The sequence below is a fragment of the Ruegeria sp. HKCCD6647-2 genome, from assembly GCF_057221075.1.
Genome location: NZ_JBWVBD010000001.1, coordinates 1,051,173 through 1,073,535 on the forward strand (window position 1 = coordinate 1,051,173; position 22,363 = coordinate 1,073,535).

The window sequence follows — 22,363 nt, forward strand, 5'->3', positions numbered from 1 at the left end:
GCCGGAATGCAGACCGCAAACGACGAACAGGCGGAATACTGGGGAAAATCGGCCTCTGGTGCAAAATGGTTGACCTACGAAGACCAACTTGATCATCTGATGTCCCCGGTGCTCGACCTGGTGCTGAAACGTGCCGAACTGAGGCCGGGGATGCGGGTTCTTGATATCGGGTGCGGCACCGGTGTCAGTTCTATCTCTGCGGCACAGCAAGTGGGATTGTCGGGCGAAGTTCTCGCAGTCGACATTTCTCAACCCTTTTTGGATCGTGCCCAAGCCCGAGCGATGCAAAGCGGTGTCCGAAACATCGAATTCCGCTACGCCGACGCACAGACGCACGAGTTTGAGGCAGGTGAACATGACGCTGCAATTTCACGCTTCGGCGTCATGTTTTTCGAAGATTCGGTTGCTGCATTCACCAATATGGCCCGCGCGTTAAAATCCAAAGGACAAATGACCTTTGCCGCATGGGGTCCGCTTGGTGACAACCCCTGGTTCAAAATTCCTCATGTTGCCGCGACTTCTCATCTGGGTCAGCCACCAAGGGTGGATCGGTATGCACCCGGACCGCTGGCATTTCACGACATTGAACATGTCACAGGCATGATGGCCAAAGCTGGCCTGTCCGGTATTAAGGCCGAGGCTGTGCCAATTGGATTGGCAGGTGTCGGTTCGGTTCAGGATTCGGCTGCTTTGTGCACCCGTGTCGGCCCTGCTGCCAGGGTAATCTCTCACTTCAACGGAACAGCACAAGATGTCCGCGCCATTCAGGACGCCGTGGCAGAAGCATTTGGCCCTTATACCAATGGTCAGGACCTGAAGATTCCGGCGGTGATCAACCTGTTTCAGGCGCAGCGAGCGAATTGATTTCGAGAATGCCTGGAGCGGGTAGCGGGAATCGAACCCGCGCGTTCAGCTTGGGAAGCTGACAGGCTACCATTACATCATACCCGCCGCGCCTGTTTGGATACCCTGCCCCGGAACCGGGTTCAAGACGGATCAATCCGTCCGGGCGCGCAAACTGTCAATCAGGTCCTGATCCACTTCCAGCAAACGCCCCGCTGCTTCGAGCGTTTTTTTGTCCAAATGCTGCGGGTTCAGGTCAACCCCATCCGAAAACGCCTCAACAATGGCTGTTATCGCCTTGATTCGGGCAAATTTTTTGTTGTTTGCAGGAATAACGTTCCATGGTGCAATCTCGGTCGAGGTTCGGGCCAGCATCTCATCCACTGCGACCTCGGTCTCTTGCCATTTCTCGCGATTGCGGAAGTCTTCGTAGGTGAGTTTCCAGCGTTTCAGCGGGTTGCGCAGCCGTTCGGTGAATCGCTCCATCTGTTCTTCCGGCGAGATGTGAAAAAACAACTTCACAATGCGGGTGCCGTCATCGACCAGCATTCGCTCAAAATCATTGATCTCACGATAGGCTTCGCGCCAGCGCTTTTCAGGGGTCAACTTTTCGATCCGCTCGACCAATACACGACCGTACCAACTGCGGTCGAATGCCGAAATTGCGCCCTCGGGTGGTAACCTCTCCCAGAACCGCAACAGGTAGTGACGGTTCAGATAGTAGTTACGCGGCGCCCCAATCGGCCAAACCTTGAAACTGCGCGGGTCCAGAGCCTGACTGACTCGACGGATCGTTCCGCCCTTGCCGGCGGCATCCCAACCTTCGAAAACGATCACGCCTTTCAGGCCGTGAAACAGAAACGCCTGCTGAATCAGCGCCAACCGAGCTTGCAGGTCTACCAACCGCTCAAGATATTCGTGTTTGCCCAGTTTTTTGGAGAGATCGACTTCCGAGAGTTTCGGAGGATGATGAGACATGGGCGCACCTGTTTGAGACGTCGGATGCTCCCAATCTTATGACCCTGATGTTCACTGACAATGATCCGTGTCAAAAAGAAAAGGCCGGGCGAACGACCCGGCCTTCTCGAATTTCAATGCAATGCGGATCAGGCGCGGCGACGGCGCCCACCACCACGGCGTCCACCGGCGGCACCTGTGGCGCCTGCCTCTTCGGGGGATTTGTTGAACTTGATCCACTCGCCGCCATGCGGGTCATTGTTGGTCAGCAGGTTGGCGGCGCGGATGGCCTCCATCTCTTTGCCCGCACGCGGCAGGGTCGAACCCAGACCGAACATCTGAACGAACGTCTCGTCGTCCATACCTTCCGGCAGAATGATGCCTGCGGCTGCAACAGCCTCTTTCTTCTCGGCAATCTTCTTCTGTGTCACCGGCAGTGCCACCGGGTTCATGATCGCCGAGGTCATGCCAGCACCCATCGCCATCGGCAGGAAGGCGTTGTTGATACCGTGGCGGTTCGGCAGACCGAACGAGATGTTGGACGCACCGCAGGTGGTGTTCACGCCCAGTTCCTCGCGCAGACGACGAACCAGTGCGAACACCTGCTGACCGGCGGTGGCCATCGCGCCGATGGGCATGACCAACGGGTCGACGACGATGTCGTGGGCCGGAATTCCGTGATCGGCTGCTCGTTCGACGATCTTCTTTGCAACGTCAAAGCGCACATCGGGGTCTTCCGAAATGCCGGTGTCATCGTTCGAGATCGCCACAACCGGAACGTTGTATTTCTTGACCAGCGGCAGAACCAGTTCCAGACGCTCTTCCTCACCCGTGACCGAGTTCAGCAGCGGACGACCTTCAGCGGCCTCCAGACCGGCTTCCAGCGCACCCGGAACCGACGAGTCGATGCACAGCGGCACTTCGACCAGGCCCTGCACCAGCTCGACGATCTTACGCATCAGCGGCGGTTCGGTCTCATTCGGGTTGGGGTTCGAGTTGTAGACAACGCCTGCGTTGATATCCAGAACGGTCGCGCCTGCAGCGACCTGAGCGATGGCGTCTTTCTCGACGGTCGAGAAGTCGCCCGCTTCCAGTTCGGCGGCCAGCTTCTTTCGACCAGTCGGGTTGATCCGCTCACCAATCACACAGAACGGCTCGTCAAAGCCCAGAACGGCGGTTTTTGTTTTTGATTCTACGACTGTACGGGTCATGTCCGTTCCTTAGGAGTTTGCTGGCTTTGCCGAAGCGCCGCCGTTTTCAATCGCCCAGTTGGCGTTGGTCTTGATACCACCAAGCGGGAAGAAGTGTACGTTGGTGATGTTGAAATCCGGGTTGGCCGCTTTGTGGGTGGCCAGTTCGGTCAACACGTCTGTCGGCTCGTAAGGCAACAGCAGCTTGGAGACGTCCATGGCGCGTTTCTGCAGAACTTTCAGTGACGGACCGACGCCGCAGGCGATGGCGAATTTGATCAGCGTCTGAAGTTTGGCCGGACCCGCGATGCCGATATGGATCGGCAGGTTAATGCCCGCTTCTTTCAGGCTGTCGGCCCAAGCGATGATCGGCTTTGCGTCAAAAGCGAACTGGGTTGCCAGCGCCATTTCGGCATCGGTTGTTTCGCTGAATTTCTGTTTCCAGCGCAGCGCATCATCGACGTTTTTGGTCGAGCCGTCTGGGTCAATGTCCTTGTTCCCCTCGGGGTGACCCGCCACGTGCAGACGTTTGAAGCCCGCCTTGTCGAACAGGCCGGACTCCAGCAATTGCATCGAGCTGTCGAAATCGCCATGCGGCTTGGCTACACCACCGGCCAGCAGCAGCGCCTGTTCAACGCCCGCTTCGCCCTGGTACATCGAGATCCAGTTCTCCAGCGTTGCAGCATCCTTGATGATCCGCGCCGGGAAGTGCGGCATGACAGGATAACCCTCGTCCGCGATCCGCTTGGCGGTTTTCACCATGTCCTCGATCGGGGTGCCCTCGATATGGGCGATGTAGACGCGGGTGCCTTCGGGCAACAGCGCGCGGAAATCCTCGACCTTTTCGGCGGTACGCGGCATAACCTCGATCGAATAACCTTTCAGAAAGGCTTCGACGGTCGGGTTTACCGGGGCCTTCTCGGCCGCATCACGTTTCTTGAAGTTCAGCAAAGCCATTGCGGCCTCCCATACAGATCTGGGGCTCATGCCCAACCGTCATTGGCGATCAGGGCTTTGACCCGCTCCTGATCGTATTCCGTTTCCAGACGCACGGCTTCTGTTTCGGCAATCTCTGCCGGGTCGCCATCGACCACAAAAGGTTCGGCCTTGCGCCACTCGGCCAGGTAGGCATCACTGTCCTTGGCGTTCACCTTCATGGCGGCCCGGTCGATCGCTTGCTCGAACCGTTCCTCCAATTGCCGCTTGGCGCCACGGCGGCCTTTGCCGACGATGACCTGAGCGGGAATATCGCGCCAGTATACAATAGTGACGTCAGGCATCGCTGTGATTCCTCCTAACCCGATGGGCCGGTTCTAAACTTCTATGTGGGCTCAGGTCGGTCGATTTTCGACACCCAACGCTTTTCAAGCGACGTTTTTGCCCACACTCGCGTACCGGGCTTGTATCCGAAGTTTCCCAAGAGCCCGACATCAAAATCTTCATGACGATAATGAGCGTCTTGCGTGATTGCGGTGCGCGACCTATGGTCGGGGTAACTCGAAAATCGGAGGGCGTTACGATGGCGCCCAAGCGTCCCAAAGGTGCGGGCGCGTTCCCGAAGGCGGTCGAAAGCCCCGCGCCGGCAAGACCCGATCCAGATGCGTTGTATGCGGCGCTGGATCTGGGGACAAATAGCTGCCGCATGTTGATAGCCCAGCCCAAGGGCAGCGGGTTCCATGTGGTAGACAGTTTTTCCAAGTCCGTGCAGTTGGGTGCCGGGCTGGAGCGAACCGGGCGGCTGTCACGGGCGTCAATGGCGCGTACCGTTCAAGCCCTGAGAATCTGCCAGCAAAAGCTGAAACGCAACAAGGTCAAACGGATGCGTCTGATCGCAACCGAAGCTTGCCGTCGTGCCAAGAACTCGCGGGACTTCATTCGGCAGGTTAAACGCGAAACCGGTCTGACGCTCGAGATCATCCAACCCGAGGAAGAGGCCCGCCTGGCCGTCATTTCCTGCGCGCCCCTGGTCTCAACCAAGACCGAGCAATTGCTGGTTGTCGATATCGGGGGTGGCTCGACCGAACTGGTCTGGATCGACATTTCATCCGTGCCGCGCCGGGACCGGCCGGCAGCGATCATGCGTCTGCATAACGGGTTCCACACGGTCGAAAGCCCATTTCCGGCAGCCAAGGTTGTCGACTGGATCAGCGTGCCACTGGGCGTGGCAACGCTGCGGGATCAGTTCAACGATGTCGAAGATGACTCGGCCCGTTTTGCCCTGATGAGCTGGTTTTTCGAGGAAAACCTGGCCGACTTTGCGCCCTACAAGGACGAACAGGCGCGTGAAGGGTTTCAGATCGTTGGGACCAGCGGCACCGTGACGACGGTTGCAGCCTCGCATCTGGGTCTGAAACGCTATGACCGGACCAAAGTGGACGGTTTGCGCATGACCAGCGATCAGATTGACAAAGTCATACGCGGGTATTTAGAACTCGGCCCTCAGGGTCGACGCCGGGATCCACGGATCGGTGATGACCGGCAGGCCCTGATCATGTCCGGCTCTGCCATTTTGCAGGCTCTGCTGCGTTGCTGGCCCACCGACCGTCTCTCGGTGGCGGACCGAGGGCTGCGCGAAGGCCTGCTTTATGCACAGATGAGTGCGGACGGTGTATTGGAAGACGGACCGTTCTGATGACGAAGACACCAACTGGCAGAATCAACTCGGGCCGCGGGCAGCGCGACCTGAAGGTAAAGGTCAAGACCGCGCGCGGGCGCAAACTCAGCTCGACACGTTGGCTCGAACGGCAATTGAACGACCCTTATGTCAAACGCGCGCAGGTCGAGGGTTACCGCGGGCGCGCGGCGTTCAAGATACTGGAACTGGACGACAAATTCCGCTTTCTCGTTCCCGGTGCGCGCGTGGTCGATCTGGGCTGCGCACCCGGTGGCTGGCTGCAAGTGGCGGTCAAGCGCGTCAATGCGCTGGGTGAAAAAAGCGGCAAGAGGGTCGGCACTGTTCTGGGCGTTGATCTGCAAGAGGTCGAGCCCGTTGCAGGTGCCGAAGTGCATCAGTTGGATTTCATGGAAGATGACGCCGACGAGAAGGTAAAGGAATGGCTTGGCGGCAAAGCGGATGTTGTGATGTCGGACATGGCAGCCGCATCATCAGGTCACAAGCAAACCGACCATTTGCGGATCATGGCGCTGTGCGAAACCGCCGCCTATTTCGCTTTTGACGTTCTGGAAGAGGGCGGCACGTTTGTCGCCAAGGTTCTGGCCGGGGGCGCGGAAGGTGACCTGCAAAAGCTACTGAAACAGAAGTTTCAAAAGGTTTCCAACGTGAAACCGCCTGCGTCGCGGTCCGACAGTTCAGAGAAATTCGTCGTCGCAACGGGTTTCCGCGGCTGACAGCCCGTTAATCCAGATCGAACCTGCCATCCACGATCTTTTGTTCGCGCAACGACGCTGTCGCTATCCCTTGCAACAACAATGCTTCGCCGTGGTTGACATAGACCGGCCTTTTCGCGCGCAGCTCGGCAATGCGTTCATCCAAAGAGGCTTTACGTGGTCCGACCAGCGGCTGTGTTGTTGTAGAAAAACGTTGAGACATTGGACACCTGCAAAAACCTTTGACCCTTAATCCTAACGGTGAATCTTGCCGGGAACGTGGCATAATTCCGCCCGTTCAGTGCCGTTCAGGTCTGGCAGCTTTAGGAGAGATCAGGCCACGTCTTTGGCCTGCTGGGCGTTCCGCAGGTCGATCAATGCTCCGTTATACTCCGCTCCAAGGATCAACATCGCGGAACACAGATACAGAAAGATCAGGGCCGCCATGGCACCGGCCAATCCCGCATAAGTAGCGCTGTAGGTGGCAAACTGGGCGATATAGATGGAGAACCCCCAACCACCTGCCGCCCACAGCGCAAGCGTCAGAATAACGCCCGGCAGAATCTGAGACAGCCTGTGCCGCCGCGTCGGCAGTATCAGATGCGCCAACAAAACCGTGCCAGCCGGTACCGCAACAGTAAACGTCCATCGCAGCCGATCGACGGACAGCCACTGCCCAACGTTTACATCCGTTCTTTCCGACACCAGACGGGTGTAGACCGGCAGAACCACCTCTACCGCAGCGATGGCCAGAATGGCAGCGCCGCCAATGATAACGAGCGCAAAACACAGCAAGCGCGTTTTCCAAAACGGCCAGCTGTCCTGATCGTGGTAGGCCTGCGTCATAGCTTTGCGGACGGCGGCGACACCATTTGACGCGAAATAGACGGCCAGCAAGCCACCCAAAGTGATCACGCCGGTCCCTGCTCCGTCCAGCACCGCCCGCAATTCGGAAACGATCGGATCTGCCACGTCCTTTGGCCACGCCCCGAAGATCAATTCGATCAACTCGTCGGTGACATAGCCTTGCGACAACGCCCCTGCCAAGGCAACGGTGAACAGGACGAAAGGAAACAAGGCCATCATCAACGACATCGCCACATGGCTGCTCATGACGAAGCCATCCTTGTTATTGAATCGACGCAATGCCAGCCAAAAGGCATTGAGGAATTGTCCAAACGATGGAATCGAAGCATGGCTCATACAATGACACTAACCCACGTTGGAACCGGGCAGAACATGGCAATATGGGTTATATGCTGAATTCTTGCCGATAACCGCCTGACCGGATTGCATAAACCCGCTGGCCTGTGCAGGATCATGGCACCCACGGAACAAGGCTTTGACATGACCTCGGAATCACCGGACAGCCCTGCCCGCCCCCGACTGACACTGACGGTTGTGCGGGATATTACGATCGTGGCCACTCTGGTCGTACTGGGGCTTTATGCCGGTGCGCGGTTTCTGATCCCTCTGACCATGGCGTTGCTGGTCAATGTTCTGATCATCGCGCTTGCCGACCGGGTGCGGGCTGTGACACGGGCACCCGTCTGGTTGGCCAACATCGCCGGCGTCACAGTTGTATTGGCCGGTTTGTTCATGATCATGTACGTGCTTGGCAGCCAGGCCACGCAGTTCGCCCGATCGATCAACACATACGAGAACCAGTTCGATACCGCCGTCAACCGTATCACCGGACTGGTCGGCAATGATGTCACCAGTTTTATTCGGGACAATCTGGTCAGCATCGACATGTCCTATGTCGCCCGCGTGTTACTGGGCAGCGCGACTTCGCTGCTGAACCAGTTTTTTCTAATCAGCCTGTATGTGGCCTTCCTGATGGCCGAACGGCTGGCCTTTCGAAAGAAGATTCAGCTTGCGGCAGGAAATCCTCAGCTAGGTGCCGATCTGGCCTCGGTTCTGGATGCGATTTCCTACAGTCTGCAACGTTATGTGGGGGTCAAGACCTTCATCAGCCTGATAACCGCCACGATCAGCTATACGGTGTTCCGTGTTTTGGGATTGGAATATGCCGAGACCTGGGCTGTGCTGACATTTGCGCTGAACTTCATCCCCTCGATCGGTTCGATCATCGCCGTGGTGTTTCCGGCCATGATTGCGCTGGTTCAGTTCGACAGCATCGGGCCATTTCTGGTGATTGTGCTGGGTTGCGGTACAATTCAGTTCCTGATTGGCAACTTTCTGGACCCGGCCATGCTGGGACGGTCCCTGAACATGTCGACCTTTCTGGTCATACTGGCCCTGACTTTCTGGACGACCATCTGGGGGTTGATCGGTGCCTTCCTGAGCGTCCCGCTGACGGTCTGTATCCTGATTATCTTCAGCCACATCCCGGCTTTGCGGCCGGTTGCGATTCTGATGTCGCTGGATGGCCGATTGGCTGAGGACGACACGAACCAGTCAACTCTGACAGAGTGAGATCAGTGCGCTCCGGTCTTTCAACCGCAACCGTCCATAGCCACCTTCAACCAATCCGTCATTAACGAGGCTGTGCAGAGATCGGTGAAGCGTCGGAGGGGAAACGGCAATCATGGCGGCCAATTCTTCCCGCGAAATATGGATCCAACCGTCCGGGTCGGTGGCCACCTCCTCCAGATGCAACAGGCGCAGGATCAGCCTTTTCATGGTTCCCGTAGTTCCAAGATTGGCGATAATTCGCAACGCCTTCTGCATGTTTTCGTAGGACAGAGCATAAAAGTCCCGCAGATATTCCGGGTTGTCTTTCACCAGACGCTCCAGCCGGGAACTCGGAAAAAACAGAGTCTCGGTCGGTTGTGTAGCGACGACGCTGATCAATCGGCGCGTGGCTGCGAACAACGCAAGATCACCAACCCAGAAACCGCCGCCCTCCTGATGCAGGGTAAATTCCTGTCCGTCATCCGCAGGTGCGGTTATCTTTACCGCGCCTTGCAGAACGCCGTGAATGCCGTCCGCCGAATCGCCGTGGAGGTATAACACCTCATCCGGGTCGTAATTCTTGCTGATTGCGCAGGCCCAAAACGCGTCCTGAAAGGAGGCCGACCGGCTCGCGAACCAGTCCGATTTCTTCAGGGAGTTCCGATTACCAAGGTTTTTTAACATCCGTATATTTCAACTTCATCATATGATAAATTGCGAACCGCTGCACTGGCATACGTTATCGTTACACAACTCCCGTGCAAACTGAATTTCTGCGGGAAATCCTTGGCTTAATGACGGGCCTTGAAATCGGTTCGAGTCCCGTTCGCAAATTTATTCGTCGGACTTCAGAGTCCAAAAGTTCAGGAGCAACACATGTCACCTTCCTCTCAACTCCTAAAAAACTGGCGCACCAGAATACGTCAGGCCGCCGTGGCGTCGATCGCTGTCGCGCTGGCATTGCCAGCCTGGGCCCAAGACCAGAAGCCCAATATTCTTGTCATTTGGGGCGATGACATCGGTCAGTCCAATATCTCGGCCTATACGATGGGTCTGATGGGGTACCGAACGCCCAATATCGACCGGGTGGCGAAAGAAGGAATGATTTTCACCGACTATTATGGTGAGCAATCCTGCACTGCCGGTCGCTCGTCATATATTATGGGCCAATCGGTATTTCGGACAGGCTTGTCCAAGGTCGGCCTTCCCGGTGCGGACCTTGGCATGCAGGTAGAGGATCCGACCATAGCGGGTTTGCTGAAAGACCATGGCTACGTTACGGGGCAGTTTGGCAAGAACCATCTTGGTGACAAAGATGAACATCTTCCTACAAACCACGGTTTTGATGAGTTTTTTGGCAATTTGTATCACCTCAATGCCGAGGAAGAACCAGAGAATGAAGACTATCCGGGTGATGCGGTTCTACCTGACGGTCGTACCTTCCGCGAAGCATACGGCCCGCGGGGTGTAATCAAATCCAGCGCCGATGGCGAGATCGAGGACACGGGCCCTCTGACCAAAAAGCGCATGGAAACGGTGGATGAGGAAACGGTTGCTGCCGCCATCGACTTCATTAAGCGCGCGAATGAGCAAGGCAAGCCCTTCTACGTCTGGTGGAACGGCACGCGCATGCACTTCCGCACCCACGTCAAAGACGAGATGCGCGCGCAGGCAAACGAGATTTCAGGACGCGTCGCTGACGAGTACAGCGCCGGCATGATCGAACATGACATGCATGTCGGTCAGTTGCTTGATTTGCTTGACGAACTTGGCATCTCCGACAACACGATCGTGCATTATTCAACAGATAACGGGCCGCACTACAACACATGGCCGGATGCAGCCGCGACGCCTTTCTGGGGTGAAAAGAACACCAACTGGGAAGGCGGTTGGCGTGTGCCGTCGATGGTGCGCTGGCCCGGTCAGATCGAGGCCGGATCGGTCACCAACGAGATCGTGCATCACATGGACTGGTTGCCGACCTACCTGGCCGTTGCCGGGGATCCCGACATCAAGCAAAAGCTGATGGACGGTTACAGTTCCCCCGCAATGGGGCGTGATTATCGGGTGCATCTGGATGGGTATAACATCCTGCCTATGCTAACCGGAGAAACGACAAAAAGCCCACGTCGCGAGATCTTCTATTTCTCGGATGACGGTGACCTCACGGCGCTGCGCTTTGACGATTGGAAGTTGATCTTCCTCGAGCAGAAAGCCTGGGCAACCCTGCGCGCGTGGATCGAGCCGTGGACCGAGCTGCGCATTCCGCTGATCGTCAATCTGCGCCGTGATCCCTACGAACGGGGTTACCGCACATCCAACACCTACTATGACTGGCTGCTCGACCGGGCCTATTTCCTGGTTCCGGCGCAACAATATGTGGGTGATTTCCTGGCAACGTTCCAAGAATACCCGCCGCGCCAGAAGGCCGCCAGCTTCAACCTGGATCAGGTGATGGAGAAACTGAACACGCCGACATCCAACTGATGCGGCTGTGCTAAAGCTCGGGGGCTGCTGAATTTGCAGCCCCTGACCGTTTGAACAGGAGGTTTCCTGATATGATTAGATCTCTTTCAATACTATTTGCCACGCTGCCACTGATTGCATTTGCCGATCCTTTGCCAAGTTGGACCGACTCGGAGTCGAAGGCGCGGATTCTTTCCTTTGTCACCTCGGTGACCGATCCCGAGGGTCCGGATTACGTGACGCCGTCCGAGCGAATTGCTGTCTTCGACAATGATGGAACGCTTTGGGCAGAGCAGCCTGTCTATTTTCAGCTCATATTTGCCATGGACCGTCTGGCCGAACTCGCCGAGCAAGACCCTGCAATCCTGTCCAATCCGACTTTGAAGGCCGCGGCCGAAGGAGATCTTGAAGCCATTCTCAAGGGCGGCCATGAGGCCCTGATCAAAGTAGTAAACGCCTCGCATTCCGGCGTCAGCGTTGCCGAGTTTCAGAATGCCGTTGCTGACTGGCTGGAAAACGAACGTCACGCCGATACGGGTTTGCCGTATGATCAGATGACGTATCAGCCAATGGTCGAGCTGTTGCGTTACCTCCGCGACAAAGGCTTCAAGACCTATATCGTGTCGGGCGGCGGCCTTCACTTCATGCGTGTCTTTGCAGAAGAAGCATACGGTATCCCACCCGAACAGATCCTGGGTACCTATGGTGAAACCACTTACGACACCTCGGGCGAAAGCCCCATGATCGCCAAGGCGCCAGGCATTGCCTTTGTTGACGACAAAGAAGGCAAACCGGTCAATATCGATCGGACCATTGGTCGCCGACCTCTTCTGGCCGGCGGAAATTCGGATGGCGATTTCGCCATGATAGAATGGACGACCGCCGGTGATGGGCCGCGACTGGGGGTTCTGGTGCACCATACGGACGCAGAACGGGAATGGGCTTATGATCGCGACAGCCATATCGGTCAACTGGTCGATGGGCTGGATAAGGGTCCCGAAATGGGTTGGGTCATCATTGATATGGCCAATGACTGGTCTCGCATCTACACTGGCGCGAACTGAACCATTCGGAATACAACGCACTGATGTGGACATTACTTGTCTCTTTGATTCTGTTCGCACTTTATTGCGTTGCAGTCGTTTTTGCCGTCCGTGCGGCGCAGACAGCCCGAACACCTCAGGGCGCCGTCGGCTGGGTTGTTTTTCTGCTGACCTCGCCCTTTCTGGCAGTTCCGTTTTACCTGTTTTTGGGTCACCACCGGTTCAGAGGCTACCGCATCGCGCGGAAAGAAAGCGAACGCGTGGTTGAGGGCATCAAATCCTTTGCGGATTTCTCCAAACCAGACCCCGACACATTGCGGATCAATCCACGTCCCTTTGAGGCGTTAGCGCATTTGCCGGTTTCCCGTGGCAATGGAGCCGAGCTGTTGATTGATGGCGAGGCGACATTCAAGGCCATTTTCGAAGCCATAGATGCCGCAAAAAACTATATCCTGATCCAATTCTACATCGTTCGCGACGACGCTTTGGGGCAGGACCTGCAGAAACGGCTCATAGCAGCCGCCAAACGTGGTGTGCATGTTCGGTTCATGACGGATGCGGTCGGCAGTTACGGGCTGCGGTCGACTTACCTGGAAACACTGCGCAGCGCGGGAATTGATGTGGCCGACCCACGTGAACAAAGGGGGCCGAACTTCCGCTTTCAGCTCAACTATCGCAATCACCGCAAGACCGTAATCATCGATGGGGAAACCGGTTTTATTGGTGGCCACAATATCGGGATCGAGTATCTGGGCCAGAGCCCCCGGTTCGGACGATGGCGCGACACTCACCTGAAAATGACCGGTCACATCGTCAGGCAACTACAGTTGATCTTTATTGAAGACTGGCATTGGGCGCGCAACGAAGACCTGATCGACCAACTGGACTGGGCCGGCAGCGAGTCCGAACAGGATATGAACGCCCTTCTCGTGGCAACCGGCCCCGGCGATGAAACCGAAACAGGCGCGATGATGTTCTTTGCCGCTATTGCAGAAGCCAAAGAGCGCCTGTGGATTGCATCCCCGTACTTCGTGCCCGACATCGACATCATGACGGCGTTGCAACATGCCGCGCTAAGGGGTGTCGATGTGCGTATTCTGGTTCCGGATGTGATTGATCATCGTCTGCCCTGGCTGGCCGCTTTCGCCTATTTTGATGAGATCCGGGAATGCGGGGCGCGTGTATTCCGATACACCGATGGGTTCATGCACCAAAAGGCGTTCCTGGTAGATGATACGCTGGCCGCAGTTGGGACAACCAATCTTGACAACCGCTCTTTCCGGCTGAATTTCGAGGCGATGGCGCTGTTTTTTGACCCTCGCGCCGCTCGGGCAGCTGCTGACATGCTGAAAACCGATTTCGAGGCCAGTTACGAACTGACAAGAACGTTATCTCAACAACCCACTCACATCCGTTTCGGTGCACCGATCGCGCGCCTCTTTGCGCCGATCCTTTAGGTCAGAAACCTCTCCTGAAACACGCGGGTCATCAAGGCGACCAGAAACGCAGTGGATAGACCAAAGGCCAGCAATCCGGTGACCGAAGCGAAGGCACCGAAGATGCGCAACCCCTCGCCCAGAACGATGTCGCCGTAGCCGAGGGTCGTGAAGGTCACCAGCGAGAAATACAGTGCCGAATTCCAATCAGGCAGGACATCTCCGAACACCCAGACAATGGCCCAAATCCAGACCTGTACGGTGTGTGTAAAGATGATGAATGCCAACGCGATTGTGATGGGGCCTGCTGTGGCCAGAATTGTGCTCCGGCTTTCCCACTTTTCCAGGAAGCCACGAACAACCAGAACGCACCATGTCAGCAACATGATTTCAATCAGAAAGCAGATCCCCAAATAAAGGCTGCCCCACAGTATCTGCTGCGGCAAGGTCATTCCGCGCGTCCCTCGTTTTCTTTTTTCTCTGGTTTGCAGCATGGGCCTTTGCGCAGCATTGAACAACCCTGACCCAGGGTCGGCACTGCGGCGAATGGAACCCTGAGGCGCTGGGCACTGGACACCACAAGCCGGGATTGCACATTGTGGAGTGCACCAAACGAGGTTGAGAATGCTTCTTACCATTGATCATGTTCGGAAATCCTACCCTGGTGGGCGCCCTGTTCTGAACGATGTCTCGCTGACACTGGACCGGGGCCAGACGCTGGCCCTGACCGGAGAGAGCGGGAGTGGAAAAAGCACGTTGTTGCATCTGGCTGCCGCGTTGGACGGTTTCGATGCGGGAGAGATCACCTTGGACGGCGCGCAGCTTTCGATGCTGGACGACGCAGGGCGCGCTGAGCTGCGACGTTCGACCCTGTCGCTGGTGTTTCAGCAGTTCAACCTGATCCCGTCGCTGACCGTGGCCCAGAACTTGTCGATTCATGCCCGCCTTGCCGATCGCGATAATCCTGAGTGGACTGCGCAGCTGGCGCATCGACTGGGCCTCGCTGAGACGCTGGACCGTTACCCCGAACACCTGTCCGGCGGGCAGCAGCAACGCGTGGCCATCGGGCGTGCGATGGCAACGCGACCCAAGCTTCTGCTGGCGGACGAACCCACAGGAAACCTCGACGAAACCGCCAGTGCGGTGGTTCTGGACCTGATGTTATCATTGGTTGCTGACACCGGAACAGCGCTGCTGCTGGTGACCCACTCTCAGGATATTGCAGCACGGCTGGACCGGCGCGCGCATTTATACGGCGGCCATATCGCATGATCGCTGCCTGCCTACAGGTTCTGCTGTCCCACTGGCGTACGCACCGGTTGCAACTGGCCACGCTGTTGACCGGAATAGCCTTGGCGACGGGCTTATGGTCCGCGGTTCAGGCCATCAACGCCGAGGCTCGTGCAAGCTATGCAAGAGCCAGCGCACAGCTCGCCGTCGGTCAGTTTGACGAGTTGCATGATCCGTCCGGTCTGATCCCCCTGTCCCGCTACGTCGAATTGCGCCGCGCAGGTTGGCAGGTTGCCGCGGTGTTGGAAGGTACTCTGCGAGTCAATGGGCGCTCGATGCGTCTGATGGGTGTCGACATGGTAAGCTATCCCGCCCTGCCTGCGATTACTCGGGTCGAGCAAAGCAACGATCCACCTGATCCTTCTGACATCCTGACTTCTCCGGGGCGTCTGTTGATGCCACCCGACTTGGAGGCTCTGTTTAACGGGCTTGATGGTTATCCGCCTATCATCGTCAGCGATGCCCTGCCCCCGAACATGATCCTCACAGATATTGGAGTGGCCGAGGAACTGCTTGATCAGCGAAACATGATCTCTCGTCTCGTGGTCCTTCCTGATCAGCCGGCAAACTTGCCGCCTCTGGCGCACATCGCACCGGAACTAGAGCGTACCACGCCTTCGGTTCGAACGGACACCGCGCAGTTGACCGACAGTTTCCACCTAAACCTGTCTGCGTTTGGTCTACTTTCTTTCGCAGTCGGCCTGTTCATCGTGCACGGCACGGTTGGGCTGGCTTTTGCGCAAAGGCGCGGAATGATCCGCACGCTCAGGGCGTTGGGTGTACCGATGCGGCGTCTCGTAACGTTGTTCCTGTCCGAACTTGTCCTGCTGGCCCTGCTCGGAGGTCTGCTGGGTCTTGTTCTGGGATACTTTATCGCGGGCGCGCTGATCCCGGATGTGGCGGTAACGCTCCGTGGTCTTTACGGTGCACCGGTTGACGGACAACTGACCCTGCGTCCGCTCTGGGCGCTTGCCGGTCTCACGATGGCCGTCGGGGGCACTTTGGTCGCAAGCGGTCAGGCTCTGTGGAAGCTATCGCGTTTGCCCCTGCTGGCCGGGCCAGGATTGCAGGCCTGGGGCGGAGTTGTTTCCCGTCGCCTGGCGGGTGGACTTGGCATCGCCATTATTTTGGCCGGGCTTGCGCTATACGCCGGATTTGGCAGCCTGATCACAGGCTTTGCCATGTTGGCGTGCATCCTGACCGGAGCCGCCCTGTTGCTGCCGGTCTTCCTCTCCTGGCTTTTGGCCGTACTGGCGCGACGCGCACGTGGACCGCTGGCCCAGTGGGTTTGGGCGGACATGCGCGCGCAGCTTCCGGGTCTTTCACTGGCACTGATGGCTTTGTTGCTTGCTCTGGCCGCCAATGTGGGCGTCGGGACAATGGTTTCCAGTTTCCGCCTGACGTTTACCGGCTGGCTGGATCAACGCCTGACTTCCGAGCTCTACATCACGGCCGCAAACGAAGAGCAGGCTGCGCAAATCGCCGATTGGCTGAAGCCACAGGTCACCGCCGTTCTGCCCATTCGTAGCACCGAGATGGCGCATGAAACCGGCCCATTGTTCCTGTATGGCGTCATTGACGACGATACCTATCGGCAGCATTGGCCGTTGATCGCACGCAGCCCCGGAGCCTGGGATATGGTTATGGATCAGGGTGCAATTCTGATCAATGAACAACTGGCCCGTCGAGCTAATCTGTGGCCGGGCGACACACTCGACCTGACGCCAAACGATTCCCTTACGATCGCGGGCGTCTATTCCGACTACGGCAACCCCACCGGTCAGGCAATCGTGGCGATGCCGCAACTGGATGCGATCGCACCGTCGACCCCAGCACGACGCTTTGGTATCCGCGTGGCACCTGAACGCGCCGCGGACCTGTCACAAGCCTTGCGTGAGCGATTTGACCTGCCCGCCCGCGCCGTCGTGCCGCAGGGGGCAATCAAGGCGCAATCGATGGCCATATTCGACAAGACCTTCGTGGTCACCTCGGCTTTGAACATACTGACGCTCGGTGTCGCCGGCTTTGCCATCCTCACCAGCCTTTTGACCTTATGGACACAGCGCCTGCCGCAGGTGGCACCGATTTGGGCCCTTGGACTGACCCGAGCCCAGTTGGCGCAGTTGGAAGTGTTGCGCAGCGTTCTGCTGGCGACGCTGACTGCCTGTCTGGCGTTGCCCTTGGGTCTGGTTCTGGCCTGGATTCTGTTGGCCGTCATAAATGTACAGGCCTTCGGTTGGCGCCTGCCCATGTTCCTGTTCCCCACCGATTGGATACGCCTGTTCGCCCTGACCTTGCTTGCTGCCACAATTGCCGCGGCCCTGCCCGCATGGCGGTTGCTGCGTCTGCCTCCTGTCAACCTTCTGAGGGTGTTTGCAAATGAACGCTAAGGTTATCCTGCTTCTCCTCTGGTTTCCCATCGGCGCATGGGCGCAGGGCTATGCCGGGCTCGGAGGAACGGCGGAAGGTTTCGACGTTCCTCAACAAGGATACGCTTTTTTATTTCCCTCAGATCACGGGCCGCACCCGTCCTACCGGATCGAATGGTGGTATCTGACCGCAAATCTGCGGGGTGAGGACGGCCTGGATTATGGCGTTCAATGGACGTTATTCCGCTCGGCGCTCAAACCGACCGAGACTGAGGGATGGCAGAGCCCTCAGCTCTGGATGGGGCACGCCGCGATAACCACCCCCGACGAACACTATTTTGCCGAACGGCTGTCGCGCGGTGGCATTGGCCAGGCAGGCGTGACGGCTGTACCCTTTGCAGCTTGGATTGACGAGTGGCACATGCGTGGCGACGGAATTGACGCGCTGGAATTGGCGGCCAATGGGTCAGATTTTGGCTATGACCTCGCCCTGCGGGCCACCGGTCCGTTGGTTTTCCACGGCCAGCGGGGCTATTCCGTTAAATCCGCAGATGGGCAGGCCAGCCACTACTACTCACAACCCGCATACGCAGTTGAGGGCATTTTGCGCCTGCCGACCGGAAACGTCTCCGTTACCGGAGAGGGATGGCTGGACCGCGAATGGTCATCGCAACCCTTGTCGCCGGATCAGAGCGGTTGGGACTGGTTCTCGCTCAGCTTTGATGACGGAAACAAACTAATGGCCTTTCGTCTGCGCGGAGCGCGAGGGGACTTCACCGCAGCCACCTGGATCAGCGAAGATGGTCAAAGCTCGGCCCTGCCCGACGGCTCGGCAACGTTTGCACCGCAGGAAACGGCCCGCGTCGCGGATCGAGAGATACCGGTCAAATGGCGTGTAACCCTTCCCGATCGCGATTTGGATATCGAAGTCACCGCATTGAATCCTCAGGCCTGGATGGGCACACGGTTCGAATATTGGGAAGGGCCGGTCAAAGTCTCAGGCAGCCACTCGGGACAGGGGTATCTGGAGATGACCGGGTATTGATGCGTTCTGTCGTCTGACTGTCACGGCCCGTCGTTAGAGCAGTGTCCATCGGAAAGGAACTGCTAATGACGAAATTGAAAGTGGGCGCAGCGTTGATGGTGACTGATCTGGCGACCCATCGCGACTGGCTGATCGAGGGGCAGCGTGATCTGGAAATTCAAGACTTCCTGTTTGCCAAAAACCTTGGCCAAGAGGGGCAGGATCTGATTGCAGCCGCGAAAGCGGAACTAAAAAGTTATGAAGGGCGGCTGGGCATCCATGGGCCATTCTACGACCTGCCGCTTGATTGTCGCGACCCCGAGGTAAGAGCCGTCGTGCAAATGCGTCTTGATCAGGCATTGGACGCCGCCGCCGCGCTGGGTGCTACGCAGATGGTCCTGCACTCGCCCTATAAGACGTGGAGTTTCAACAATCTCGACGCGGATCTTACAGCCCGGGCTTCCAAAATCGGGCGAACGCACGACACGCTTGCTCCGATTGTTGAACGGGCGGGCTCACTGGGTGTTCAACTTGTGATCGAGAACATCGAGGATAAGGATCCCCGGGATCGCGTCGTACTGGCAGACAGTTTCGGTGTGGATCACGTCAGAGTGTCGCTGGATACCGGCCACGCGCATTACGCCCACGGCTCCACCGGTGCACCGCCGCTTGATTATTATGTACGTACCGCCGGGGCACGGCTGGCGCATGTTCATCTGCAGGACGCGGACGGATATGCAGACCGGCATTGGGCTCCGGGTCGGGGCACAGTTAACTGGCACGCCGTCTTTTCCGCGCTGGCGGAAAGCGCACCGACCGCGCGCCTTGTGCTGGAACTCCGCCACAGCCAGGACGTCATGACCGGATTTGCGCATTTGCATCAGCTGGGACTGGCAGAATAGCCAACCCCAATCACCAGATTAACGGACCACGTAAACGGAAACAGTCGAATGTCGTACAACCCGCGCGGCATTCGGACCCAACAGATAATCCTTAAGATCAGGCCGATGCGCACCGATGACGATCAGATCGCTTTGCGCGGTCTCGGCCGTGTGCAGGATTTCCTGATAGGCAGTGCCGGTGGCCACCACATGGCGCACCTTGGCATTACGCTCAGGCCCCAAGACGGTATTCCCGAGCTGCTCCAGCGCCTTATGTGCGTTTTCTATAGCGTGCTCATGGTGCTCGGGTTCAAAAAAGCTGCCCACAAAAGATTCGCCATAATCCGGCAGCACCGTGACAACATCCAACTGCGCACCATCCAAATCCGCCAGACGCGCCGCCTGCCGCAGCACTTCTGCATCTGTCTCCGGTTTACCAGCGTCCACTGCGCATAGAACAGAACGTATCATGCGGGCACCTCTTGTCTGGCGGCGCGGCCGCGTTGCAGGAAGGCGATCAGACCCAGAAGGATCAGCGCCGGGATATACATCAACTGCTTAGGCGGCTGACTGGACGGAAGGCTGACAGATGTCAGACGCACGGCCTCGTCACCGTAATAGTCGAAGATGTCCAGGTCATCCGCAACCGGAGAGCCAAACATCGGTTCTTCCAGCTTGATCAACCCATCCTCTTCGATCAACAGCAGGCCCATCGCCTCGACCCGCGCAGCACCACCGTCTTCGCTGCCGACGGGCACAACGACAGTTGTGTCTGTCATCTCAAGCGTGTCGAAATCGGGCCCGCTGATGACCATCCGCACCTCGGTGCCCGGCGGCGTATTGCCAATGGTCTCCACAAATGCGGCCGGTTCAACATTGGTGAAAGGTGGCGCGAACCTGTCCATAAGGTAGTCGGGTCGGAACAGCGCAAAGGCCACAAGGATTAAGGCAATGCTTTCGTAGATGCGGCTGTGCGTCAGGAAGTACCCCATTGTTCCCGCAGTAAAGACAAGGATCGCTATTGTTGCGAATATGGCAACGATGATGCCCTCTATCCAAGTCACGTCGATCAACAGAAGGTCGGTGTTGAAAATGAACACGAAGGGCAGCGCCACGGTCCGCAGGCTGTAGAAGAAGGCGGTAAAGCCCGTTCGGATGGCGTCTCCACCCGACACGGCGGCCGCGGCAAAGCTCGCCAGACCCACCGGAGGGGTAACGTCGGCCATGATACCGAAATAAAACACGAACAGGTGCACCGCGATCAGCGGTACGATCAACCCACTCTGAGCGCCCAGTTCCACAACAACTCCGGCCATCAGCGAGCTGACAACGATATAGTTGGCCGTTGTCGGCAGGCCCATGCCAAGGATCAGACTGAGAAGCCCGACCATCACCAGCATCAGGATCAGGTTACCGCCCGACAAGAATTCGACCAGATCGGCCATCACCTGCCCGACACCGGTCAGGGTCACCGTGCCCACGATCACGCCCGCCGTGGCCGTGGCCAGAGCAATCCCGATCATGTTGCGCGCACCGTCGATCAGGCCTTGCCACAGGTCAGCAACACCGTCGATGAAACGCTCATTCAGACTGCTCTCGCCACGGAACAAAGCCTTGAGCGGCTTCTGCGTCAGCAGGATCACGAACAGCAGTGCGGTTGCCCAGAAAGCAGACAGCCCCGGAGATTTCTGTTCGATCATCAGAAAGTAGACCAGAACGATAATCGGCAGCAGGTAATGCAGACCGGCCTTGTAGATGTCCGCGATAACAGGAAGCCTTACCTCTTTTGCGTTCGGGTCATCGGGCTCAAGATCCGGCACCTGCGCGGCGAGGTACAGCAACACAACGTAGATGGCACAGACGACAAGACTGAGAATCAGACCGGCTGCCGACGGAGCCCAGTTGGTCACCGCATCGACCGGAAATTGCGAGCCGTAACACAGCCCTGCGAAGACAAGGAAGAAGGACAGCATCCCCACGATCGTCCGCGCCAGATGGACATCGCGGTCACCCAGCGTGGGCATGTTCCGCTTCACCGCCTCCAGATGCACGATATAGACAAGCGCGATGTACGAGATCGCAGCCGGCAGGAATGCATGGGTGATCACCTCGACATATGAAATGCCGACATATTCCACCATCAGGAAGGCCGCCGCGCCCATCACCGGCGGCATGATCTGACCGTTTACGGAGGACGCAACCTCGACCGAGCCCGCCTGTTCGCTGCTAAATCCGACGCGTTTCATCAGCGGAATGGTGAATGTGCCAGTGGTCACAACGTTGGCGATGGACGAACCCGAGATCAGACCGGTTGCCGCCGAGCCAACGACGGCCGCTTTGGCCGGACCGCCGCGCAGGTGCCCCAAGGCACCGAAGGCCATTTTGATGAAGTAATTCCCTGCCCCGGCTTTATCGAGCAACGCGCCGAACAGAACGAACAGGAAGACGAACTTGGTGGACACGCCCAAGGCGATGCCGAATACGCCCTCGGACGTAATCCACATATGGCTCATCGCCTTTTTCAGGCTGGCGCCCTTCCAGCGGATAACCTCGGGCACCCATTCGGAGGAGCCGAAGAATACATAGGCCAGGAAAATCGTCGCGATGATCGCCATTGCGGGACCAAGCGCTCGACGCGCGGCCTCGAACAACAGCAACAGGCCGACCAAGGCAACCCACTTGTCCGTGTCGTCCGCAAGACCGCCCGCGTCGACGATCTTGTTGTAGAAGAAATAGCCGTAAAGCGCGACGAATGTGCCCAGAATCCCCATGATCCAGTCCTGGACGGGGATATAGTCCCTTGGGCTGGATTTGAGCGCGGGATAAGCCGCGAAGGCCAGAAACATCGCAAAGGCCAGATGAAACTGCCGCGCGTTGTTCACGACGCTGCCCGGCAGGACATAGTTCGCAATCGGAGACGCCAGCACGACCTGAAAGATCGACCAGATCGCCGCGACAATGGCCAGAAAGAGCCCGACGTTACCGACAGGATTGCGCCCACCGGCATCGGACGAAGCTACAAGTTCCTGTAGCTCTTCTTCGGAAAGCGGGCGATTGGATTGTGTGTCGGAACTCATGAAATGTCTCCCCGTCGCGGCCATTTTCGGCCTTCTACGTCA

General features: G+C 57.6%; 21 protein-coding genes and 1 tRNA gene. 11 read left to right on the plus strand and 11 right to left on the minus strand.

Annotation, left to right across the window (positions count from 1 at the left end; all coding sequences use genetic code 11):
• Positions 1-6 precede the first annotated feature (6 nt).
• Positions 7-864 (plus strand): class I SAM-dependent methyltransferase, encoded by an 858-nt coding sequence (locus AC2TDJ_RS05115; RefSeq protein ID WP_480839860.1) that lies wholly within the window; start codon positions 7-9, stop codon positions 862-864.
• A 13-nt stretch (positions 865-877) separates the two neighbouring features.
• On the opposite strand, the gene AC2TDJ_RS05120 is transcribed toward AC2TDJ_RS05115, so the two are convergent.
• The 5 genes from AC2TDJ_RS05120 to AC2TDJ_RS05140 form a co-directional block, all read right to left on the minus strand.
• A tRNA-Gly gene (locus AC2TDJ_RS05120) sits at positions 878-951 on the minus strand.
• A gap of 45 nt (positions 952-996) precedes the next feature.
• Entirely contained in the window at positions 997-1,821 is an 825-nt protein-coding gene (locus tag AC2TDJ_RS05125; RefSeq protein ID WP_480839862.1) for a polyphosphate kinase 2 family protein, read from the minus strand.
• Between the two features lie 128 nt (positions 1,822-1,949).
• On the minus strand, positions 1,950-3,011 hold the full coding sequence (locus AC2TDJ_RS05130; protein WP_480839864.1) for a methyltetrahydrofolate cobalamin methyltransferase: 1,062 nt from the start codon (positions 3,009-3,011) through the stop codon (positions 1,950-1,952).
• 9 nt (positions 3,012-3,020) lie between these two features.
• A complete protein-coding gene (locus AC2TDJ_RS05135; protein WP_480839866.1) occupies positions 3,021-3,947 on the minus strand; it encodes a methylenetetrahydrofolate reductase in 927 nt (308 codons plus the stop codon).
• Positions 3,948-3,973: 26 nt separating this feature from the next.
• A complete protein-coding gene (locus AC2TDJ_RS05140) occupies positions 3,974-4,270 on the minus strand; it encodes a virulence factor (protein ID WP_480839868.1) in 297 nt (98 codons plus the stop codon).
• A gap of 239 nt (positions 4,271-4,509) precedes the next feature.
• Between AC2TDJ_RS05140 and AC2TDJ_RS05145 the strand changes: the two genes are divergently transcribed.
• Together AC2TDJ_RS05145 and AC2TDJ_RS05150 are read left to right on the plus strand one after the other, a co-directional pair.
• The gene (locus AC2TDJ_RS05145; RefSeq protein ID WP_480839870.1) at positions 4,510-5,622 is read left to right on the plus strand and encodes a Ppx/GppA phosphatase family protein; all 1,113 of its coding nucleotides are present in this window, start codon (positions 4,510-4,512) and stop codon (positions 5,620-5,622) included.
• The gene (locus tag AC2TDJ_RS05150; RefSeq protein ID WP_480839871.1) at positions 5,622-6,338 is read left to right on the plus strand and encodes an RlmE family RNA methyltransferase; all 717 of its coding nucleotides are present in this window, start codon (positions 5,622-5,624) and stop codon (positions 6,336-6,338) included. Before AC2TDJ_RS05145 ends, AC2TDJ_RS05150 begins: the two co-directional genes overlap by 1 nt.
• A 7-nt stretch (positions 6,339-6,345) precedes the next feature.
• Here the strand turns inward: AC2TDJ_RS05150 and AC2TDJ_RS05155 are convergent, their stop codons facing one another.
• Both AC2TDJ_RS05155 and AC2TDJ_RS05160 read right to left on the minus strand, forming a co-directional pair.
• On the minus strand, positions 6,346-6,540 hold the full coding sequence (locus tag AC2TDJ_RS05155) for a hypothetical protein (protein WP_480839873.1): 195 nt from the start codon (positions 6,538-6,540) through the stop codon (positions 6,346-6,348).
• Between the two features lie 110 nt (positions 6,541-6,650).
• Positions 6,651-7,520, minus strand: coding sequence for a YihY/virulence factor BrkB family protein (locus tag AC2TDJ_RS05160; protein WP_480839875.1), 870 nt, complete (start codon positions 7,518-7,520; stop codon positions 6,651-6,653).
• Between the two features lie 117 nt (positions 7,521-7,637).
• On the opposite strand from AC2TDJ_RS05160, the gene AC2TDJ_RS05165 reads away from it, so the two are divergent.
• Positions 7,638-8,756 carry an AI-2E family transporter gene (locus AC2TDJ_RS05165; protein ID WP_480839877.1) on the plus strand — a complete coding sequence of 373 codons (1,119 nt, stop codon included), beginning with the start codon at positions 7,638-7,640 and terminating at the stop codon, positions 8,754-8,756.
• On the opposite strand, the gene AC2TDJ_RS05170 is transcribed toward AC2TDJ_RS05165, so the two are convergent.
• Positions 8,739-9,419, minus strand: coding sequence for a Crp/Fnr family transcriptional regulator (locus AC2TDJ_RS05170; RefSeq protein WP_480839879.1), 681 nt, complete (start codon positions 9,417-9,419; stop codon positions 8,739-8,741). The genes AC2TDJ_RS05165 and AC2TDJ_RS05170 overlap by 18 nt on opposite strands.
• Before the next feature lie 192 nt (positions 9,420-9,611).
• Here AC2TDJ_RS05170 and AC2TDJ_RS05175 point away from each other — a divergent pair, with 192 nt between their 5' ends.
• From AC2TDJ_RS05175 to cls, 3 genes are all read left to right on the plus strand, one after another.
• Complete coding sequence (locus AC2TDJ_RS05175; protein WP_480839881.1) at positions 9,612-11,222, plus strand: arylsulfatase; 1,611 nt, start codon at positions 9,612-9,614, stop codon at positions 11,220-11,222.
• A 71-nt stretch (positions 11,223-11,293) separates the two neighbouring features.
• Positions 11,294-12,265 carry an HAD family hydrolase gene (locus AC2TDJ_RS05180; protein WP_480839882.1) on the plus strand — a complete coding sequence of 324 codons (972 nt, stop codon included), beginning with the start codon at positions 11,294-11,296 and terminating at the stop codon, positions 12,263-12,265.
• A gap of 23 nt (positions 12,266-12,288) precedes the next feature.
• Positions 12,289-13,701, plus strand: a complete 1,413-nt coding sequence (gene cls / locus AC2TDJ_RS05185) for a cardiolipin synthase (RefSeq protein WP_480839884.1) — start codon at positions 12,289-12,291, stop codon at positions 13,699-13,701.
• Here cls and AC2TDJ_RS05190 read toward each other — a convergent pair.
• Positions 13,698-14,132, minus strand: coding sequence for an ion channel (locus AC2TDJ_RS05190; RefSeq protein ID WP_480839886.1), 435 nt, complete (start codon positions 14,130-14,132; stop codon positions 13,698-13,700). The genes cls and AC2TDJ_RS05190 overlap by 4 nt on opposite strands.
• Positions 14,133-14,304: 172 nt before the next feature.
• On the opposite strand from AC2TDJ_RS05190, the gene AC2TDJ_RS05195 reads away from it, so the two are divergent.
• The 4 genes from AC2TDJ_RS05195 (at position 14,305) to AC2TDJ_RS05210 (ending at position 19,265) form a co-directional block, all read left to right on the plus strand.
• Positions 14,305-14,952: an ABC transporter ATP-binding protein gene (locus tag AC2TDJ_RS05195; RefSeq protein ID WP_480839888.1), complete on the plus strand. Its 648-nt coding sequence runs from the start codon at positions 14,305-14,307 to the stop codon at positions 14,950-14,952.
• A complete protein-coding gene (locus tag AC2TDJ_RS05200; protein ID WP_480839890.1) occupies positions 14,949-17,360 on the plus strand; it encodes an ABC transporter permease in 2,412 nt (803 codons plus the stop codon). Before AC2TDJ_RS05195 ends, AC2TDJ_RS05200 begins: the two co-directional genes overlap by 4 nt.
• The gene (locus AC2TDJ_RS05205; RefSeq protein ID WP_480839892.1) at positions 17,350-18,384 is read left to right on the plus strand and encodes a lipocalin-like domain-containing protein; all 1,035 of its coding nucleotides are present in this window, start codon (positions 17,350-17,352) and stop codon (positions 18,382-18,384) included. The genes AC2TDJ_RS05200 and AC2TDJ_RS05205 overlap by 11 nt, the downstream gene beginning before the upstream one ends.
• Positions 18,385-18,449: 65 nt before the next feature.
• A complete protein-coding gene (locus tag AC2TDJ_RS05210) occupies positions 18,450-19,265 on the plus strand; it encodes a sugar phosphate isomerase/epimerase family protein (protein WP_480839894.1) in 816 nt (271 codons plus the stop codon).
• Positions 19,266-19,283: 18 nt separating this feature from the next.
• Here the strand turns inward: AC2TDJ_RS05210 and AC2TDJ_RS05215 are convergent, their stop codons facing one another.
• Both AC2TDJ_RS05215 and AC2TDJ_RS05220 read right to left on the minus strand, forming a co-directional pair.
• Entirely contained in the window at positions 19,284-19,715 is a 432-nt protein-coding gene (locus AC2TDJ_RS05215; RefSeq protein ID WP_480839896.1) for a universal stress protein, read from the minus strand.
• Positions 19,712-22,321: a TRAP transporter permease gene (locus AC2TDJ_RS05220; RefSeq protein ID WP_480839897.1), complete on the minus strand. Its 2,610-nt coding sequence runs from the start codon at positions 22,319-22,321 to the stop codon at positions 19,712-19,714. The genes AC2TDJ_RS05215 and AC2TDJ_RS05220 overlap by 4 nt, the downstream gene beginning before the upstream one ends.
• Positions 22,322-22,363 lie beyond the last annotated feature (42 nt).

Excerpts from the sequence above, each read along its gene's own strand:
- AC2TDJ_RS05210 (WP_480839894.1), top strand. The coding sequence starts at position 18,450 with ATGACGAAATTGAAAGTGGGCGCAGCGTTGATGGTGACTGATCTGGCG.
- AC2TDJ_RS05145 (WP_480839870.1), top strand. The coding sequence starts at position 4,510 with ATGGCGCCCAAGCGTCCCAAAGGTGCGGGCGCGTTCCCGAAGGCGGTC.
- AC2TDJ_RS05190 (WP_480839886.1), bottom strand. The coding sequence starts at position 14,132 with ATGACCTTGCCGCAGCAGATACTGTGGGGCAGCCTTTATTTGGGGATC.
- cls (WP_480839884.1), top strand. The coding sequence starts at position 12,289 with ATGTGGACATTACTTGTCTCTTTGATTCTGTTCGCACTTTATTGCGTT.
- AC2TDJ_RS05150 (WP_480839871.1), top strand. The coding sequence starts at position 5,622 with ATGACGAAGACACCAACTGGCAGAATCAACTCGGGCCGCGGGCAGCGC.
- AC2TDJ_RS05180 (WP_480839882.1), top strand. The coding sequence starts at position 11,294 with ATGATTAGATCTCTTTCAATACTATTTGCCACGCTGCCACTGATTGCA.
- AC2TDJ_RS05160 (WP_480839875.1), bottom strand. The coding sequence starts at position 7,520 with ATGAGCCATGCTTCGATTCCATCGTTTGGACAATTCCTCAATGCCTTT.
- AC2TDJ_RS05220 (WP_480839897.1), bottom strand. The coding sequence starts at position 22,321 with ATGAGTTCCGACACACAATCCAATCGCCCGCTTTCCGAAGAAGAGCTA.
- AC2TDJ_RS05200 (WP_480839890.1), top strand. The coding sequence starts at position 14,949 with ATGATCGCTGCCTGCCTACAGGTTCTGCTGTCCCACTGGCGTACGCAC.
- AC2TDJ_RS05140 (WP_480839868.1), bottom strand. The coding sequence starts at position 4,270 with ATGCCTGACGTCACTATTGTATACTGGCGCGATATTCCCGCTCAGGTC.
- AC2TDJ_RS05195 (WP_480839888.1), top strand. The coding sequence starts at position 14,305 with ATGCTTCTTACCATTGATCATGTTCGGAAATCCTACCCTGGTGGGCGC.
- AC2TDJ_RS05215 (WP_480839896.1), bottom strand. The coding sequence starts at position 19,715 with ATGATACGTTCTGTTCTATGCGCAGTGGACGCTGGTAAACCGGAGACA.
- AC2TDJ_RS05205 (WP_480839892.1), top strand. The coding sequence starts at position 17,350 with ATGAACGCTAAGGTTATCCTGCTTCTCCTCTGGTTTCCCATCGGCGCA.
- AC2TDJ_RS05175 (WP_480839881.1), top strand. The coding sequence starts at position 9,612 with ATGTCACCTTCCTCTCAACTCCTAAAAAACTGGCGCACCAGAATACGT.
- AC2TDJ_RS05165 (WP_480839877.1), top strand. The coding sequence starts at position 7,638 with ATGGCACCCACGGAACAAGGCTTTGACATGACCTCGGAATCACCGGAC.
- AC2TDJ_RS05115 (WP_480839860.1), top strand. The coding sequence starts at position 7 with ATGCAGACCGCAAACGACGAACAGGCGGAATACTGGGGAAAATCGGCC.
- AC2TDJ_RS05170 (WP_480839879.1), bottom strand. The coding sequence starts at position 9,419 with ATGTTAAAAAACCTTGGTAATCGGAACTCCCTGAAGAAATCGGACTGG.
- AC2TDJ_RS05135 (WP_480839866.1), bottom strand. The coding sequence starts at position 3,947 with ATGGCTTTGCTGAACTTCAAGAAACGTGATGCGGCCGAGAAGGCCCCG.
- AC2TDJ_RS05130 (WP_480839864.1), bottom strand. The coding sequence starts at position 3,011 with ATGACCCGTACAGTCGTAGAATCAAAAACAAAAACCGCCGTTCTGGGC.
- AC2TDJ_RS05155 (WP_480839873.1), bottom strand. The coding sequence starts at position 6,540 with ATGTCTCAACGTTTTTCTACAACAACACAGCCGCTGGTCGGACCACGT.
- AC2TDJ_RS05125 (WP_480839862.1), bottom strand. The coding sequence starts at position 1,821 with ATGTCTCATCATCCTCCGAAACTCTCGGAAGTCGATCTCTCCAAAAAA.